The sequence below is a fragment of the Mesorhizobium sp. WSM4871 genome, assembly GCF_055811295.1.
On the sequence record NZ_JBVVPU010000017.1, the window covers coordinates 1 to 16,480 of the forward strand.

Genomic DNA, 16,480 nt, shown 5'->3' on the forward strand with positions numbered 1-16,480 from the left:
CCGCATGCGGAACTGACGAAACTCAAGGACCTGACGCTCGTGCCCGGCATGCCGGCCGAAGCGATGGTCCAGACGGGCGAGCGTACGGCGCTTTCCTATCTTGTGAAGCCGCTGGCCGACCAAATCAGTCGCGCATTCCGCGAGGAATAGAAAATAGGCATTTTCGCCGCTGAACTCTCTATTTTGCCAAACGTTGAATCGGGATGCCGTCCAGTTATCCGAGTTCTCGGCGACCTCAGGTCATTGCTGGTGATGTGAAACGGGCGTACGCTCCCGCCCATTGGTCACTTTCAGTTTAACGAGCCGATCATTGGCCGTCGAGTCAAAGCTGCGGACTCATGGCCGGCGTCCTCACCTGCGTTAACAGCATGCAAGCCGGCGGGAGGAGACGGAGAATACTCGGCCCAGGTGCGATATGCAGCCCAGCGCACTCCTTCGTCTCGCCGTGGCTTGCTTCTCCGGGCCGGACGCAATGACTCGTTTTGGCGACAAGAAGCAAACCCTCTTCCGAGCCCTGGATCCACGCACCAAATCCTTCTGCAGCGGTGGCCTCGTTCGTCAGCGATCCAACAAAGGTGCTCACGTCTTAGCTCCGCATGGGCCGTGCGGCAGGCCGCGAATCGGTTGCCACAGTACCGGCCCATTCAGACGTCCCCTCCAGCGGATGCGCAACAGGCTGGCGTGAGAGATCTCGAGAAACCCGGCAACCGCCTGCGTTTTGCCGACGGGCTGAGGCTTTCCGATGCGCGACAATGGCCACGTTGCGAGGCGAAGGATCCGATCCATACGCGTATCGGTCACCGTCACGATCCGGGTGAGATTGTTGGCCAAGCCGAATTCGATCATGCCGGCGAAGAGCTCGTAGGTTGCTTGGGCAAGGCCGCCTGCCGCCTTGGGCGTTGATGGGGGCAAATCGAGCCCGAAACGGCTGCTTTCCCATATGTCAGGACTCGCGGGCTGGGCGCGGTCCGCATCGACTATCCATGGTATGGATGCGCTCATCGAAACAAACTATTTGATCAACCTTCCGGGATCTCGCATTGACAAGAGCCCGGACACGCACCGAGAACCCGTTGCCTTTGTCGCTTGAAAAAGGACCCGAAAGGGAAAATCTTTGAATGAGCTCAGACGTGCGCTGGAAATTGTTCTGGGAATGAGTTGCAGAAGGTCAACGATTTCGAACGCCGACCTCTCTTTCACGCAGCTGAATTAGCGGAGACAGCCCATGTTTCCGCCCATCATTGCCCTCGCTGGTCGGCAAGGTTTTCCCGACTGACCGGGGCCGGACGCCGGAGCTGCTCTTTCACTCGCAGCCGCGACACTGCAAAATTGCCAGTCACGTTTGCCGCTTAATCGTTCAACGGATAAGACGGGAGGCGCCAGCTTGGCCGGCCTACTGTCGGCATTTTCACCGCGTCACATCTACCGGAGGTTTGGGGGTTTCGTGGTCCCCTGGTCAGCATGCTTATGAGCGTTGTTGAATGTCGCGAATGTGGTCTCGACAAAGTGCGGCGCTGTCCAGTCAAAGTCCGCTGCAAGTTCGACATCACGCCCGATCTCGTGATTGCCGAGGTAGACGCCTTGATGAATTATTGTAAGGGGCGCGACAAACTTATTGTGGCTCCCGGGTGTGCGGCCAGCACGACCGTCGCGCGCGAGGAGGCAGCTTAGTGCGCGTGTCGTGACGCGGCCGCTCGATTCAGGTCATCTTGTGGAGCGCCAACCATACGGGTCGCGGCAGCGATCGCCTGTCGACGGCGGTGTTTGATATCCGGCACCCTCAGCCGACTGGCGATGGCTTGGACATAGCCATAGCCCCACGCCCAGCCCAAGAGGAATGCTGTAGCGAAAGCGGTTCGTGGCGCTGAACGTCTTCCTTGGGCGATCAGATATTCCGGCGCTGCAGGCCTGAAAGAGTTCGAGCGAATCGATGTTTCCGAAGCCCGACCCACAGGATGAACCCGCCCCGCGGATCGGTGACCTTTGTGCTTTGCGCGATCCGCCCGCGCGCTTCGTTGAACCGGAGAGCGAGTGTGAGGCGCTGAGCATCTAGCAGCGACCGAGACGTGCCGAGCTGTTGCGCGGAGTGGCCATGCGGGATGGCTCCTGCAACCAGAGGCTTGCTGCGTCATTGAAACGTATCCCTATCCACAGCGTGGATGCGTCTTATCGAAACAAATAATTTTATCAATCTTCCGGAATGTCGCATTGACGACAGCACCTCACACACACCGATCACCCGCTACCCTTCGTGTGACGACTGCGAAAGAAGAGCCCGAAAGGAGAAAATCTTTCCATGAGCTCAGACGTGCGATGGAAGTTGTGCTGGGAAATGAGTTGCAGCTGGCCGACCATTTCGAACTCTCCGACTTCTTCCGAAAGCCGAGATTTTTGACGACGGTCCACTTTGCACATTCGAGATGCTGCTGGCGCAAAATCGGGTGCCGGCAACGTTCTTCGTCATCGATGCCTACGCCGCAGACCAACCGGAACTCATCCGGTCTCTATAATGCGATTGGTGTTGGCGAGTGGCACAAGCCTGGTCAGGGACGATTTTCGCGACGTGACTGGCAGAGGCATGGCGCCGCGCCCACGTCAAAAGGCATTACTATGGAAAGGAACAGAATGGCTGATCAACTCGCAACGGAAATCATTGCCATGATCAAGAACCGAGTCGAATCGGAGAGCGGCGAGGGAAAGAGTGTGTCCATCATCGGCGAAATAACGACTGCCACGGAACTGACCTCACTCGGAGTCGATTCGCTGGGTCTGGCGGATCTCCTCTGGGATGTGGAGCAAGCCTACGGCATCAAGATCGACATGAACTCGGCCGACGCCTGGTCGAATCTCAAGAGTGTCGGCGACATGGTGGAAGCCGTCCGCGTTTTGCTCGCGAAGGAGGTCTGACTTGGACAGGCGAGTCGTCATTACTGGGATGGGCGGGCTTTGCGGCCTAGGCAACGACGCCGCCTCTATCTGGAAAGAGATGCGCGAAGGCCGCTCCGCCATCCGCCCGATGGTAACTTCCGAGATTCATGAGCTGAAGGGCACTGTCGGTACCGAGATCAAGGAGCTGCCCAACCACGACATCGGCCGCAACCAGCTCGTCTCGATGGACCGCCTCAGCTTGCTCGCTGTGCTTGCAGCGCGCGAAGCCATGCAACACGCCGGACTTTCCTGCGATGAGGGAAATCCGTATCGCTTCGGCGCGACAGTGGGCGTCTGCGGCTGGGGCTGGGGAACGGTCGAAGAAACCTACCGCGCCCTCCTTTTGGGCGGCGCGAAGCGTGCTGGCATTTACAGTGCACCAAAGGGGTTGCCGAGCGCCGCTGCCAGCCAGGTCAGCATGAGCCTCGGCCTGCGCGGCCCGGTCTTTGGCATCGCCTCCGCATGCGCATCGGGCAACCATGCGATTGCGTCGGCGGCTGATCAGATCAGGCTCGGCCGGGCCGACGTGATGCTTGCCGGAGGTGCCGAAGCGCCACTCGTATGGGTTCAGCTGAAGGCATGGGAAGCAATGCGCGCGCTCGCTCCGGATACGTGCCGGCCTTTCTCCGCCGATAGGAAGGGAGTGGTGCTAGGCGAGGGTGCGGGCATGGCCGTGCTAGAAAGCTATGAGCATGCCGCGGCACGCGGTGCCACGATGCTTGCCGAGATCGCAGGCATCGGCCTTTCCGGCGATGCCTTCCACATCGTCGCGCCGTCTATCGAGGGGCCGGAGGCCGCGATGCGCGCTTGCCTTGCCGACGCCGGACTGAATACCGAGGACGTGGACTACCTCAACGCCCACGGCACCGGCACTAAGGCCAACGATCAGACCGAGACAGCGGCGATCAAGCGCGTCTTCGGACACTATGCCTATTCGATGTCTGTCTCGTCCACCAAGTCCATGCACGCGCATTGCCTCGGCGCAGCGAGCGCACTTGAAATGATCGCCTCCGTGATGGCGATCCAGGAGGGCGTCGTGCCGCCGACCGCCAATTATCGCGAGCCAGACCCCGATTGCGATCTCGACGTCACGCCCAATGTGGCGCGCGAGCGCAAGGTGCGCGTGGCACTGAGCAACGCCTTTGCCATGGGCGGCATGAACGCAGTTCTGGCGTTCAAGCAGGTGTAGAAGCCATGCGAGATGCCTCCAGCAACAATATCTTTCGTGTCAAAATGCCTGCCGGATCACGATTGTGAAGGACGTGCCCTTGGACCGCCTCGGTGAATGCGCCAAGTGACAGCGGAAGCTGACGAGCGAGGCCCCGTTTTTGTTAAAATTCTCAACTGTTGAGGCGGCGGGGACCTGCCGCTGCCCGGAAGGTTAAGCGAGGCCCTTCGGGTTCGGCTAGAGGGTCTGTCCAAAGCTATACCCGATAATGTCTGGAAGGCGCAGGGCCGCCGGTGACCGCCTCCGTGCGAAGCCGGTCCTTAGAGAGGGAATCGATAACAATGTTCGATCTGACTGGCCGCAACGCGCTCATCACCGGAGCAAGCGGTGGAATCGGCGAGGCCGTGGCGCGGGCGCTGCACGCGCAGGGCGCAAACGTCGGCCTGCACGGCACCCGTGTCGAAAAGCTCGAGGCGTTGGCTGCCGAGCTTGGCGGGAGGACAAGACTGTTTCCGGCGAACCTCTCAAACCGCGACGAGGTGAAGGCGCTGGGCGCAAAGGCGGAAGCCGAACTCGAAGGCGTCGACATACTGGTCAACAATGCCGGCATCACCAAGGACGGGCTTTTTATCCGCATGTCGGACGCGGATTGGGACGCGGTACTCGAGGTCAACCTGACCGCCGTGGTCCGGCTCACCCGCGAACTGACCCATTCGATGATGCGCCGCCGCAACGGCCGCATCATCAACATCACCTCCGTGTCCGGCGTAACCGGCAATCCCGGCCAGGCGAACTATTGCGCCTCAAAGGCTGGCATGATCGGCATGTCGAAATCGCTGGCGCAGGAGATCGCGACTCGCGGCATGACTGTGAACTGCGTGGCGCCAGGCTTTATCGAATCGGCCATGACCGACAAGCTGAAGGACAAGCAGAAAGAAGAGATTATGGCCGCCATTCCGGCCAGGCGCATGGGCACCGGCGCGGAAGTCGCCGCGGCTGTCGTCTACCTGGCCTCGAACGAGGCCGCCTACATCACCGGCCAGACCATTCATGTGAACGGCGGCATGGCAATGATTTAGCCTAAAACGTTCAGTGCGCCCGACGAGGCGTATCAACGGTGGATGAAGGTTCCCGCCCAGATAGCAGTCGGTTGGTCTAGCAACGCAACTGACGAGCGGCTCGGTCGGGCAACTGGCCGGGTCGAAGCCTCGTCATAAAGGCCGCCTTGGGCGGAGGTTTAGATCAAGCTCTTTGAGCGCCTGGCTTTTCCTATTCATAGCGTGGATGCATTCATCGAAACAAACGATTTTGCCAATTCTGCAGAACGGCATAGCAAGATCAAGGATCTAAGCCAAAAGGTACTTATGGATGTTTGTATTGGCTCCGAGCAGCAATTTCTGGTGCATCGCCTCCCGGTGTGCTCCGAACACAACGAAGTCGCATGTTCATTGCGGCTAGTTTCTTCAATGATCTGCGCAAGCTACATCGAGCCGGCATGATACGACAGCGTCCTTAAGGTAGGGCTTACCTCAATCAAACAGCAACAAAGATGAGGTCTTTCATGTGCTCTGACGTGCAGTGGAGGTTGTGCTGGGAAAATGAGTTACAACAGGCCGAACATGTCGAACTCTCCGAATTCTTCCTGAAGACCTATGGACCGACTGGGGCCTTCAACGCAAAACCATTCGAAGGCGGCCGTAGCTGGGCCGGTGCGAGGCCAGAACTCCGCGCAATCAGCTACGATGCGCATGGCGTAGCGGCTCATATCGGCATACTACGCCGCTTCATCAAGGTTGACGAGGTCGAACTCCTAGTGGCCGACCTGGGCTTGTACGGGGTGCGTCCGGATCTTGAGGGACAAGGGATCAGTCATTCAATGCGCGTTGTGTATCCAGTGTTGCGGCAGCTTGGGGTTCCATTCGCTTTCGGCACCGTTCGGCACGCGATGCGGAATCATTTTGAGAGGTTCTGCAGAGACGGCCTGGCGGCGATTGTGTCGGGCGTTCGCGTGCGGTCCACTCTCGCAGATGTATACCTCGACCTACCCCCCACATGCGTCGAGGACGTGCTCGTCGTGGTTGTGCCGATTGAACGCTCGATGAGCGAGTGGCCGTCCGGCACCCTGATCGTTCGGAACGGCCCAGAGCTATGAAACATCTTGAAGTGCTGGGTGATCGCGCCGAGGGCACCAGAGCGGCGGGGTTTTTGCAGAGCTACTCGGATTGCATAGGCGTTCCCATTCACGTTAGCTGTGGGTAATTAAGGCTGAAATAACATGCATAGTCTGCGCATCTAAATCGATCCGAGCGCGATTTCCGCGCGCACGGACGTGCCGGACCTGAATCGCCGTCCCCTGAAATCGACAAGGCGTCGGCTATCCCAAAAACAGTGCTTGACGTTGCGTAAGGCCCCGTGTTTTCAGATACGCGGGAACGACTTCCAGTCTCACCCAAGGCAACGAAATAGGGGCAGCAATGGTGGCTGGCGAACCTAATGACGTGCGCGTCAAGCGTTGCGGTGGGGGATGGATCGTTCATACTGTCCAGGACGGCAAACTGACAGTTCTTCGGTTCAAGACGCAGTCTCCCGCCGAAAATTTCGCCGATGCCCAACGAACCAGGCTCGGCCTTGCTGCCAAGCCACCGATCGACCGGCGCTGATATGTGACCGGATTGGGCGTTGGATGGCTGGTGAGGGCTTGGCGCCGGCGGGATACACTTTGCCGAAGGCCCGCTTCAATGGTGCGTTTTGATTCGGACACTCAGACATGCAAACCGCTGTTCGCGGGCACGAAGGCCCGCCGTACCGAAGGCGCAGTGGGCATGGGGGTTTCGAAGCTCGAGTCTTAGACGCTCTTCAGTGCCCAGCAAGTTGCAACGGGGCGAAGAGGCTCGCACATCTATCGAGCGCGGCTCACGCCCCGGAGACCAGGGCAGGAATGACCAAAGGCTCATTCGCCTCGTCAAGAATGGAGAAACTGTAACGGCCGTCTGTGTCGACATCGACTGAGTAGCTCAGGCGGTCGAGTATGTGGTTATCCTGGTCAAACGTGACGATCCGCGGCTTCAGCGAGGTGATATGCGCTTCGTCCAGGTAGATGGAGTTGCAGACAATGATCTGGTCGTCGGGCTGACAGGTGCGAGCCGCCGCTCCGTTGAGGATGCAGCACCGTGAACCGCGCTCGCCGAGGATGACATAGGTCGAGATCCGCGCTCCGGAATTCTTATTCCATATCTCCACGAATTCCATCGGCAGGATCCCGGCTGCCTCGCAGTGGTCGGGGTCGAGCGTTATCGAACCATGGTAGTTGAGGTTCGCTTCGGTGACGTGGATGCCGTGCAGCTTGCCGGCCACTATTTTTCGCATTGGTTCTGTTGTCCTCATCATCATACAAGGTGAATCTTGGTAACTGGTTCGCGCGGCTAAATCCCGAAGACGAGAGCGCCTCCGCTGAGACCCGCACCTGCCGCTGCCAGAAGGATTTTCTCGCCCTGTTGGAACGGCTCCGCCTGATGGGCCAGAGAGAGCGACAGCGGGATCGTCCCGGCGGAAGAGTTGCCATACTCGGCGATCGTCTTGACGATCGCGTCATCCGCGATGCCGAGGTTTCTCCCGACGGCATCGAAAATGCGGGCATTGGCCTGGTGCGGCACAAACCGATCGATGTTCTGTGGCTGCATGCGGGCAGCAGTGAGCGCTTCCTGCGAGCAGGCAGTCATCATGTCCACGGCCTTGGCAAATACTTCGCGGCCGTCGGTGATCGTCATCCGGGTCTGCTCGAGGTCGAGGTCGCCATGGAACGGAGTGTTGCTTCCGCCGGCGGGAATCTGGATCAGCCCGTAGCGCGAGCCGTCCGAATCCACCGAAGCGCCGAGAATGCCCCGATCCGGGTCATCGCATGGACCAATCACCACGGCGCCGGCGGCATCAGCAAACAGCACGGCGCTGGCACGCTCGGCCGGATTGATGCGACGGCTGAGGATGTTGGCGGCAATGACAAGGCTCGCCTTGCCATGCAGGCGGGTGAAGCCGTCGGCGAACATCAGTGCATAGATGAAGCCGGCGCAGGCGCCGGTCAAGTCGATCGCACCGGCACGGCCCAGTCCCAGTCTATGTCCAACCAGCGGCGCGCTTGGTGGAAGGAGGTGATCGGGCGTCGAGGTGGCGAGCAACAGCAAGCCGATGTCGCTGCGGTCGATGCCGGCGTTCGCCAGCGCCATGTCGCCTGCATGCGCGGCAAGGCCCGACAGCGTGTCTTCGTCGTTTGCCCAGAAGCGCGACCGTATCCCGGTGCGTCGCTCGATCCAGCCGGGCTCGAGCCTGAGACGATTTTCGATTTCCGGATTCTCCACCTTGCGCGAGGGCGCATGATGACCAAATCCGAGAACGCACGACGACCTGCTCATGATCTCGAACCGAAACGTTCGCCGGCCTCCTCGATGGCGTCATAGAGCCCGTCCAGTTCCTCGCCGGTGATGCAATAGGGTGGCAGAAGATAGAGGACATTACCGAGTGGGCGCACGAGCAGACCGCGCTCGAGGAAGAACGCGCGCAGCTTCGGCCCGATCTCGGCCAGGTAGCCGGCAGATCCGGCGCGCAGGTCGAGGGCCGCGATCGTGCCGGTCGCCCGGCTGTCGGCGAAGTAGGGACTGTCGCCAAAGCGCCGAAGTCCGGCGGCCTGTCTCGCGCTCAGGGCCGCGATGCGCTCAGTCACCGGCTCGTCACGCCAGATCTCGACATTGGCGAGTGCCGCCGCGCAGGCAATCGGATTGGCGGTGTAGGAGCTCGAGTGGAAAAAGGTCTTCTGCCGATCCTCGGAATAATGGGCCTGGAAGATGGGGTCGGTGGCGAGCGTGACGGCCAGCGGGATGGCACCACCGGTCAAGCCTTTCGAGGTGCACAGGATATCTGGAGAGATGTTCGCCTGCTCGCAGGCGAATATGGTTCCGGTGCGCCCCCAGCCGGTCATCACCTCGTCGGCGATCAGCAGCGTGCCGGAGGCCTCAGTGATCTTCTTCAATTCGGTGACAACCGAGGCCGGATACATCAGCATGCCGCCTGCGCCAAGCACCAGCGGCTCTACGATCAGCGCGGCGGCGCGCCGGTCGCGGCTCACCGCCTCGAACCGATCCAGCGTGTCCTGCTCGCGGCCGACGGCCGGGAAGGGGATGGTGTCGACCTCGAACAGCAAAGGCTCGTAGGCGGCGTTGAACACGCCACGGGCGCCGACGCTCATCGTGCCGATGGTGTCGCCGTGGTAGCTGTGCTCCATGACGACGATGCGCGAACGCGGTGCACCGATGTTGCGGAAATAGCCGAGCGCCATCTTCAGCGCGACCTCGACGGAGGTCGAGCCGCTGTCGGAATAGAACACCCGGTCGAGGCCGGCGGGAGCGAGGCCGACAAGCGCCTCGGCGAGCCGTTCGGCCGGCTCGTGAGTGAAGCCCGCAAAGATGATCTGGTCGAGGCTCGACGCGGTCGCCTCGATGGCCTTCATGATGCGGGGATGGCGATGGCCATGGGTGACGACCCACCAGGATGAAATCGCGTCCAGGATGCGCGTGCCGTCGGCCTTGTGGAGATAGGCGCCTTCCGTCCGCACGATCTCGGGGATCGCGGGCTCAAGGGCGTGCTGGGTGAACGGATGCCAGACTCTAGACTGCGACATCAGTCGCCTCCGGCAATCAGGGTAGGGTCGAAACCGGCAACCATCGCATCTCTCAGCGTTTCACCCGTCAGCGGATTGAGGTGCGGCAGCCTGCCAAGCTGCGGCATGCCGCCGAATTCCACGATTGTACTTTGTGTCTCAGCCACCTCTTCGCCGATGAAGGCTATGCCGATGAGCGGGATGGAGCGGGCCCGCAGAGCCTCGATCGACAGCAGGGTATGGTTGATGGTGCCGAGCGCGGTGCGGGCGCAAAGGATGACCGGCAGCTGCCATTGCGCGAATATATCGATGAACCTTGTCCGCCGGTTGAGCGGCACCATCACCCCACCCGCGCCCTCGATGATCAGCGGTCCCGGCACGGCGGGAACCGAGAGGTCAGCCGCCTCGATCGAGACGCCGTCGATTTCGGCCGAACGATGCGGTGACAGCGGCATCCTCAGACGGTAAACTTCCGGCAGGACGCGCCCGGCCGGTAGACCGGAAAGCCGGGCAACGACCTCGCTGTCAGTCTCCTCGTCGAGGCCCGATTGCACGGGCTTCCAGTAAAAGCCGTCGAGCAGGCCGGCGAGCCCGGCCGAGAACACTGTCTTGCCGATTCCGGTGTCTGTTCCGGTGACGACGATGCGTTTGGTCATGCCGGGGCCAACACCTCGACGAGCGCCTCGACCATGGCGGAAATGTCGGCTTCGTCGACGTTGAGCGTCAGGGAAATGCGCAGGCGCGACGTGCCCTCGGGGACCGTCGGCGGACGAATGCCGCGAATGTCGAAACCGCGCGCCTGGAGCGCCGCCGCCACCGCCATGGTGCGTCTGTTGTCGCCGATGGCAAAGGGCTGAATCTGCGAGCCGCTGGGTGCCACGCCGCAGCGCTCGGCCAATTGCCGGCCGGCGGAGGCAACGCGTTCGTGCAGTTGAACGCGGCGCATGGGCTCATCAGACAGCATGGCAAGCGCTTCGCGTACCGCCACTGCCATCAGCGGCGACGGCGCGGTGGCGTAGATGAATGGCCGGCACCGGTTGACGAGATAGTCGCACAGCGTTCGCGGTCCGGTGACGAGCGCGCCCGACGCGCCGAGCGCCTTGCCGCATGTGTGGAGCGCGATGATGTTGTCGCGGCCCTCGAAAGCGGCGGCCAGTCCGCGGCCGTCCGGTCCCCAGACGCCGGTGGCATGCGCCTCGTCGACGACGATGAATGCCTCGTGCCGATCGGCAAGCGCGACGAGGCTCTCGATCGGCGCGCGGTCGCCATCCATGCTGTAAAGGCTTTCGACCGCGATCCAGACGCGCCCCACGCCGCCTTCAGCGCGCCAGCGGGTGATCGCATCCTCGACAGCGTCGACGTTGTTGTGCGCGGCCAGCCCGAACTCAGCGCGCCCAGCCTGTGCGCCCTCATGCATGCTGGCATGGGCGAGTTCGTCGAGGACCAAAAGGTCGCCCTTCTGCGGCAGTGCGGTCAGGAGAGCGAAGTTGGCGATGTAGCCGCTGCCGAAGAACAGCGCGCGATCGGCCCCGAAAAACGCCGCCGCGTCCGCCTCCAGCTGCTCATGTTCCGGCGCGTTGCCGCGCAACAGCCGCGACCCTGTGGCGCCGACCGGTGTTCCCCGGGCAATCGCCGCCGCAACCGCTTCGCCAAGTCTTTTGGAGGCGGCAAGTCCGAGATAGTCGTTCGACGAGAAGTCGAGGCCGGCGCGCGGCGCAAGCGTCCGCAGCCGGTCCTTGCGCGCCAGTCCGCGCAAGGATGCCTCATACCGGGCAAGCGGTGCCTCGTTCATTGCGTGCCGATTTCCATCGGCTCGATGCCAAGACGCTGCAATAAAAGAGTATCCTTGCCTTCGCCCGGATTGTCCGCCGTTAGCAGCGTGTCGCCGACGAAGATCGAGTTGGCGCCGGCAAGGAAGCACAGCGCCTGCATCTCGTCGGTCATAGCGGTGCGGCCGGCGGAAAGGCGGACGTGCGATTTCGGCATCATGATGCGGGCCAGCGCGATCACGCGCACGAATTCAATCGGCTCGATGGGTTTAGCCTCGGCCAGCGGAGTGCCCTCGATCGGGATCAGCATGTTGATCGGAACGCTTTCGGGATGCTCCGGCAGATTGGCCAGCGTCACCAGCATGTCGATCCGGTCCAGCGGCTCTTCACCCATGCCGACAATGCCGCCGCAACAGACCTTGATGCCGCTGTCGCGGACATTGGCGAGCGTATCGAGACGCTCGGAAAACGTGCGGGTCGAGATGATCTCTGAGTAGTAGCGCTCGGAGGTGTCGATGTTGTGGTTATAGTAGTCGAGACCGGCCTCTTTCAGGCGAGCGGCCTGCTCGAGATCGAGCATGCCCAGCGTCATGCAGGTCTCCATGCCGAGCGCCTTGACGCCCTCGACCATCGCCACCACGGCATCCATGTCGCGCGGCTTGGGGTTTCGCCAGGCAGCGCCCATGCAATAGCGGGTGGCGCCGGCATCGCGCGCCTTGGTCGCCTCGGCGATGACGCGCCGGACCTCCATCAGCTTCGACGTCTTCAACCCGCTTTCGTGATGCGCCGACTGGCTGCAATAACCGCAATCCTCCGGGCAGCCGCCTGTCTTGATGCTGAGAAGGCGGCTGAGCTGGACCTTATTGGGATCGAAATTCTCGCGGTGGACCGTCTGAGCCCGAAAAAGCAGGTCGTTGAAGGGCAGGTCGTAGACCGCCTGAGCTTCCGCTCGCGTCCAGGGGGGAAGCGCCCATCCGATTGGATCCGAGGTCAGGTCTGGGCTGAGTTCGTTCATAACGGTCTTGTTCTCCATAATCTTCCGTCCTTGACCGGGAGCGTTGCAGTGGATGCTGAAGACAAGGCGCATGCCCAGCGGGAAGTCTTCTATCGAAATGCGATTGGTGGCGCGCTCGAGCGGACTCTCCAACTGCTGCCCGCAGGCTCAACTCACGTCATCCGCGGGGATTACAGTTTCCATTGTTTGGCTCTGAGCACAGGAATGCTCCTTTCTGATCGCGTCGCAGGATTCGGTGAACGCGACGTCCAGCAGATAACCGAGAAGTTCCAGCCCATGAGAGGCCGCCAACTGGCGCATCTCGTCGAGTCGGCAGATGATGACGCCAAGGGCTTCAACGCGTCCTTCTGTACCTTGCTGGTCCGTCGATCCCGCCTCCGTCGTTGAAGCGTGTCGCTTGGCACCGTGCAGGCTTGCATCGGCTGTTGGTGGAACCGGGGACGTGCTGACGCAAGTTAGCCTGCGACCAAAGGAGTTCCTGCGATCCCGGTTCATGTCCTCTCCCTCAGTTCAGATGTCTGTTGCAATTTCGGTCGGCCGGCATGTCGAGACCGATGTCGAGAATGGGCGCGCTGTGGGTAAGCCAGCCGACCGATATGAGGTCGACGCCGGTCGCCGCAATTGCCGCGGCGCTCGCCCGCGTTACCCGGCCTGAAGCCTCCGTGATCGCACGGCCCCCGACCATAGCCACTGCCTGCGCAAGGTCCTCGACTGACATGTTGTCGAGGAGCACGGCGTCGACGCCCGCTGCAAGCGCTATCTCCAACTGATCCAGCCTGTCCACCTCGACCTCGATCTTGACCATGTGACCTATGGCGCTACGCGCCCGCTCGATTGCGGTGCGGATATCGCCGGCAATGGCGATGTGGTTGTCCTTGATCAGCACGGCGTCGTCGAGCGCGAAGCGGTGATTGGCCCCGCCGCCCGCTCGTACCGCATATTTTTCCAGGACACGCAGGCCGGGCGTCGTTTTGCGTGTGCACACGATCTTTGCGTTATGGCCGCGCACCGCGTTTACGAGCGTAGCCGTTGCCGTTGCGATGCCGCTCAGCTTGCACAAGAAATTGAGCGCCGTCCGTTCGGCCGTCAGCAGGCTGCGCGCCGGCCCGTTTACGATCGCGATGGTCTGGCCGGTCGAAATCTTGCCGCCCTCAGGACACCGCAGCTGGATACTGATCCCGGGATCGACCAGCAGGAAGGCAAACATCACCAAGTCGAGCCCGGCAACAACGCCCGCTTGGCGCGCGTTCAGCGAAAGCGTGGCTTTGCAATCGGCGGGGATGATTGCATCGCTCGTGATGTCGCCGGCTCTGCCTAAATCTTCCAGAAGGGCATTTCGTACGATCGGCTCCATGATGATCTGGGGAAGTGGTGCAAGTGAAGTCATATCAACGGCTCCGTTCGGATGCTTGCCATCTGAGCGTGACGGCATTCTCAAAAGCTGTGCAGAGCGTCAGTCGTGAGGGGCAGGCGGCAGCATCGCGCCCGGGGAAATCGGATCGGTAATGCGAACCCCGGCTCTCCTCGCGCCGAAGGGCTGAGATCGCCATCAACAATGCCACCAGGGCCGGATCGGCCGCGGCCGTCTCGCCAACGGCCAATGGCAGCAGTGTCGTGATTGTTTCGCGCAGCCTCTTGCCGTTGCGGACTATCCCGAGTGCATCGGAAGCGACCTGGCGTATAGATGACGGGTTCGGTCGCGCGGGCACTATCTCGGGAAGCCTGGGCCATTGCCACCCCGCGCAAGTGCCAGCGACGCTTGCCGCCACCCAAGCCGATGTTGCGACCGCTTCGGAGAGCGAGTTGCTGGCCAGCCTGTTGGCGCCATGCAATCCGGTACGGGCGACCTCGCCGCACGCCCATAAGCCAGTCACGGAGCTCCGCCCCTCGGCGTCAACGGCCACTCCGCCCATGTGATAATGTGCCGCCGGACGCACGGGGATTGGCTCCAGGGCGGGATCGATACCGGCCTGCTTGCAAACAGCGTCGATTGCTGGAAAGCGTTTTGCGAATTTCGGCCCGAGGCATTGTCGTGCATCGAGATACACACGATGCCCGGCGGCGAGCTGATCGGAGATCGCCCTCGCGACCACATCGCGCGACGCGAGTTCTGCCCCGGGCGTGTCTGCCAGGAAGCGATGGCCGTGCTCATCGATCAGCACCGCGCCTTCGCCGCGCACCGCTTCGCTGACAAGCGGCATTGGCCGGCGCGGACCATCGAACGCGGTCGGGTGGAACTGCACAAATTCGAGATCGGCGAGCTCCGCTCCAGCACAGGCCGCAAGCGCAAGACCGTGGCCGAATGAGGAGAGCGGGTTTGTTGTGTCGCAAAAGAGACCACCTATACCACCGGTGGCCAGCACCACACGGCGCGAGGGCAATGCGAACACGCCGCCGTGCAGAACAGCCAGCAAGCCCACAATGCTGCCCTGGGCGACAACCAGGCGAAGCGCTGTCATGCCTTCCATGATCGTGATCGAACGGGTTCGCCGCGCCACGCCGAGCAGCACCCGAAACAACTCGCGGCCGGTTGCGTCGCCGGCGGCGTGGACGATCCGGCGACGTGAATGCGCCGCTTCCAGGCCGAGCCGCAGCCTCCCGTCTAGCGAGCGGTCGAAGGGAGCACCAAGACGAATGAGGTTCTCGACGGCTTGAGGTGCGGCCTCAATCACCCGCCTGGCCATTTGTTCGTCGCAGTGTCCGTCCCCGGCAGCAAGCGTATCGGCGAGGTGGAGTTCCGAGTTATCGTCCTCGCCGAGGCTGGCTGCGAGCCCGCCCTGGGCGAGCGTGCTGGAGGCTTCGGTCCCGAGCGGAGTTCTGGAGAGAAGAACTACCGGTTGTGGCGCCAGATGCAGCGCCGTGAGAAGGCCGGCGAGGCCAGCGCCGACAATGACCGGCGCCCCGCCAATGTCAATGTCCTGCGTCATACGAAGAGCATGCGCTCGACAGCCCAGCGGGCCCGGTCAGCAACACGCGGGTCGATCGTGACGACGTGGCGGTTCTCCTCGAGCGCGGTCCGGATATTACGAAGCGTGATCCGCTTCATGTGCGGGCACAGATTGCATGGGCGCACGAAATCCACGTCCGGATGCTCGACCGCGACGTTGTCGCTCATGGAACATTCCGTCATCAGCATCACACGCGCCGGCTTATGCCGGGCGACATAATCGGACATCGCTGCTGTCGAGCCGGCGAAATCGGCTTCCGCGACCACTTCGGGCGGACATTCGGGATGGGCAAGTACACTGATGCCGGGATGGGCCTCACGCAGCTCGCGGATGTCGGCCGCTGTGAAGCGCTCATGCACCTCGCAGCGCCCCTTCCAGGCAATGATCTCGACCTTGGTCTGCGCCGCGATGTTCTTCGCCAGATATTCATCGGGCAGCATAATCACACGCGGCGCGCCAAGCGATTTTACGACTGCAAGCGCGTTGCCTGAGGTACAGCAAATGTCTGACTCGGCTTTCACCGCGGCGGAGGTGTTGACGTAGGTGACGACCGGAACGGACGGATAGCGCTGCCGCATCAGGCGTACGTCTTCGGCCGTGATCGAGTCGGCAAGTGAGCAACCGGCCTCGAGGTCCGGTATGAGCACTGTCTTGTCGGAATTGAGCAGCTTGGCTGTTTCCGCCATGAAATGCACGCCAGCCAGAACGATGATATCGGCATCGACCGTCATTGCCTTTCGGGCCAACGCCAGGCTGTCGCCGACGATGTCAGCCACGCAGTGAAAAATCTCCGGCGTCTGATAATTATGCGCCAGTATGACCGCGTTGCGCTGTCGCTTCAGTTTCAGGATAGCGTCGATGTCCTCGACGAAGAGTGGCCACTCGATTGGTGGGATAACGCGCCGAACGCGGTCGTATAGTGAGGCGCTCGAAGGCAGGACGGCGCTCATCGAGCCTCCAGTTATAGTCAACGCGATTATAAGGCCTATATAATCGTTGTGACTA

At 61.7% G+C, this 16,480-nt stretch carries 14 protein-coding genes and 3 pseudogenes; 7 read left to right on the forward strand and 10 right to left on the reverse strand.

Annotation, left to right across the window (positions count from 1 at the left end):
• Nucleotides 1-150: pseudogene (locus AC0L2H_RS28340) on the forward strand (HlyD family type I secretion periplasmic adaptor subunit); the annotation flags it as partial.
• A gap of 429 nt (nt 151-579) precedes the next feature.
• Here the strand turns inward: AC0L2H_RS28340 and AC0L2H_RS28345 are convergent.
• Nucleotides 580-957 (reverse strand): annotated as a pseudogene (locus tag AC0L2H_RS28345) (acyl-homoserine-lactone synthase); the annotation flags it as partial.
• 1,433 nt (nt 958-2,390) lie between these two features.
• Between AC0L2H_RS28345 and AC0L2H_RS28350 the strand changes: the two are divergent.
• The 5 genes and pseudogenes from AC0L2H_RS28350 to AC0L2H_RS28370 all read left to right on the forward strand — a co-directional run.
• Nucleotides 2,391-2,507, forward strand: a pseudogene (locus AC0L2H_RS28350) (polysaccharide deacetylase family protein); the annotation flags it as partial.
• Nucleotides 2,508-2,625: 118 nt separating this feature from the next.
• On the forward strand, nt 2,626-2,907 hold the full coding sequence (locus tag AC0L2H_RS28355; RefSeq protein WP_019863252.1) for an acyl carrier protein: 282 nt from the start codon (nt 2,626-2,628) through the stop codon (nt 2,905-2,907).
• A 1-nt stretch (nt 2,908) separates the two neighbouring features.
• The gene (locus AC0L2H_RS28360; RefSeq protein WP_019863253.1) at nt 2,909-4,117 is read left to right on the forward strand and encodes a beta-ketoacyl-[acyl-carrier-protein] synthase family protein; all 1,209 of its coding nucleotides are present in this window, start codon (nt 2,909-2,911) and stop codon (nt 4,115-4,117) included.
• 320 nt (nt 4,118-4,437) lie between these two features.
• On the forward strand, nt 4,438-5,175 hold the full coding sequence (fabG, locus tag AC0L2H_RS28365; protein WP_019863254.1) for a 3-oxoacyl-[acyl-carrier-protein] reductase: 738 nt from the start codon (nt 4,438-4,440) through the stop codon (nt 5,173-5,175).
• Between the two features lie 482 nt (nt 5,176-5,657).
• Entirely contained in the window at nt 5,658-6,248 is a 591-nt protein-coding gene (locus AC0L2H_RS28370) for a NodA family N-acyltransferase (RefSeq protein ID WP_027047768.1), read from the forward strand.
• 761 nt (nt 6,249-7,009) lie between these two features.
• Here AC0L2H_RS28370 and panD read toward each other — a convergent pair.
• From panD to bioB, 6 genes are read right to left on the reverse strand one after another with little or no spacing between them, the layout of a single operon-like run.
• Complete coding sequence (panD, locus tag AC0L2H_RS28375) at nt 7,010-7,462, reverse strand: aspartate 1-decarboxylase (protein WP_019863256.1); 453 nt, start codon at nt 7,460-7,462, stop codon at nt 7,010-7,012.
• Nucleotides 7,463-7,518: 56 nt separating this feature from the next.
• The gene (locus AC0L2H_RS28380; protein ID WP_019863257.1) at nt 7,519-8,502 is read right to left on the reverse strand and encodes a beta-ketoacyl-ACP synthase III; all 984 of its coding nucleotides are present in this window, start codon (nt 8,500-8,502) and stop codon (nt 7,519-7,521) included.
• Entirely contained in the window at nt 8,499-9,764 is a 1,266-nt protein-coding gene (locus tag AC0L2H_RS28385; protein WP_019863258.1) for an adenosylmethionine--8-amino-7-oxononanoate transaminase, read from the reverse strand. Before AC0L2H_RS28385 ends, AC0L2H_RS28380 begins: the two co-directional genes overlap by 4 nt.
• On the reverse strand, nt 9,764-10,399 hold the full coding sequence (bioD, locus tag AC0L2H_RS28390) for a dethiobiotin synthase (RefSeq protein ID WP_019863259.1): 636 nt from the start codon (nt 10,397-10,399) through the stop codon (nt 9,764-9,766). Before bioD ends, AC0L2H_RS28385 begins: the two co-directional genes overlap by 1 nt.
• Nucleotides 10,396-11,535, reverse strand: coding sequence for an 8-amino-7-oxononanoate synthase (locus tag AC0L2H_RS28395; RefSeq protein ID WP_019863261.1), 1,140 nt, complete (start codon nt 11,533-11,535; stop codon nt 10,396-10,398). The genes bioD and AC0L2H_RS28395 overlap by 4 nt, the downstream gene beginning before the upstream one ends.
• Complete coding sequence (bioB, locus tag AC0L2H_RS28400; protein ID WP_032921514.1) at nt 11,532-12,527, reverse strand: biotin synthase BioB; 996 nt, start codon at nt 12,525-12,527, stop codon at nt 11,532-11,534. Before bioB ends, AC0L2H_RS28395 begins: the two co-directional genes overlap by 4 nt.
• 48 nt (nt 12,528-12,575) lie before the next feature.
• Here bioB and AC0L2H_RS28405 point away from each other — a divergent pair, with 48 nt between their 5' ends.
• A complete protein-coding gene (locus AC0L2H_RS28405) occupies nt 12,576-12,914 on the forward strand; it encodes a hypothetical protein (RefSeq protein WP_019863263.1) in 339 nt (112 codons plus the stop codon).
• Nucleotides 12,915-13,032: 118 nt separating this feature from the next.
• Here AC0L2H_RS28405 and nadC read toward each other — a convergent pair whose 3' ends face one another.
• From nadC to nadA, 3 genes are read right to left on the reverse strand one after another with little or no spacing between them, the layout of a single operon-like run.
• Nucleotides 13,033-13,914 carry a carboxylating nicotinate-nucleotide diphosphorylase gene (nadC, locus tag AC0L2H_RS28410; RefSeq protein WP_019863264.1) on the reverse strand — a complete coding sequence of 294 codons (882 nt, stop codon included), beginning with the start codon at nt 13,912-13,914 and terminating at the stop codon, nt 13,033-13,035.
• A 1-nt stretch (nt 13,915) separates the two neighbouring features.
• Nucleotides 13,916-15,454 (reverse strand): L-aspartate oxidase, encoded by a 1,539-nt coding sequence (locus AC0L2H_RS28415; protein WP_019863265.1) that lies wholly within the window; start codon nt 15,452-15,454, stop codon nt 13,916-13,918.
• Nucleotides 15,451-16,425 (reverse strand): quinolinate synthase NadA, encoded by a 975-nt coding sequence (nadA, locus tag AC0L2H_RS28420; protein ID WP_019863266.1) that lies wholly within the window; start codon nt 16,423-16,425, stop codon nt 15,451-15,453. The genes AC0L2H_RS28415 and nadA overlap by 4 nt, the downstream gene beginning before the upstream one ends.
• Nucleotides 16,426-16,480 lie beyond the last annotated feature (55 nt).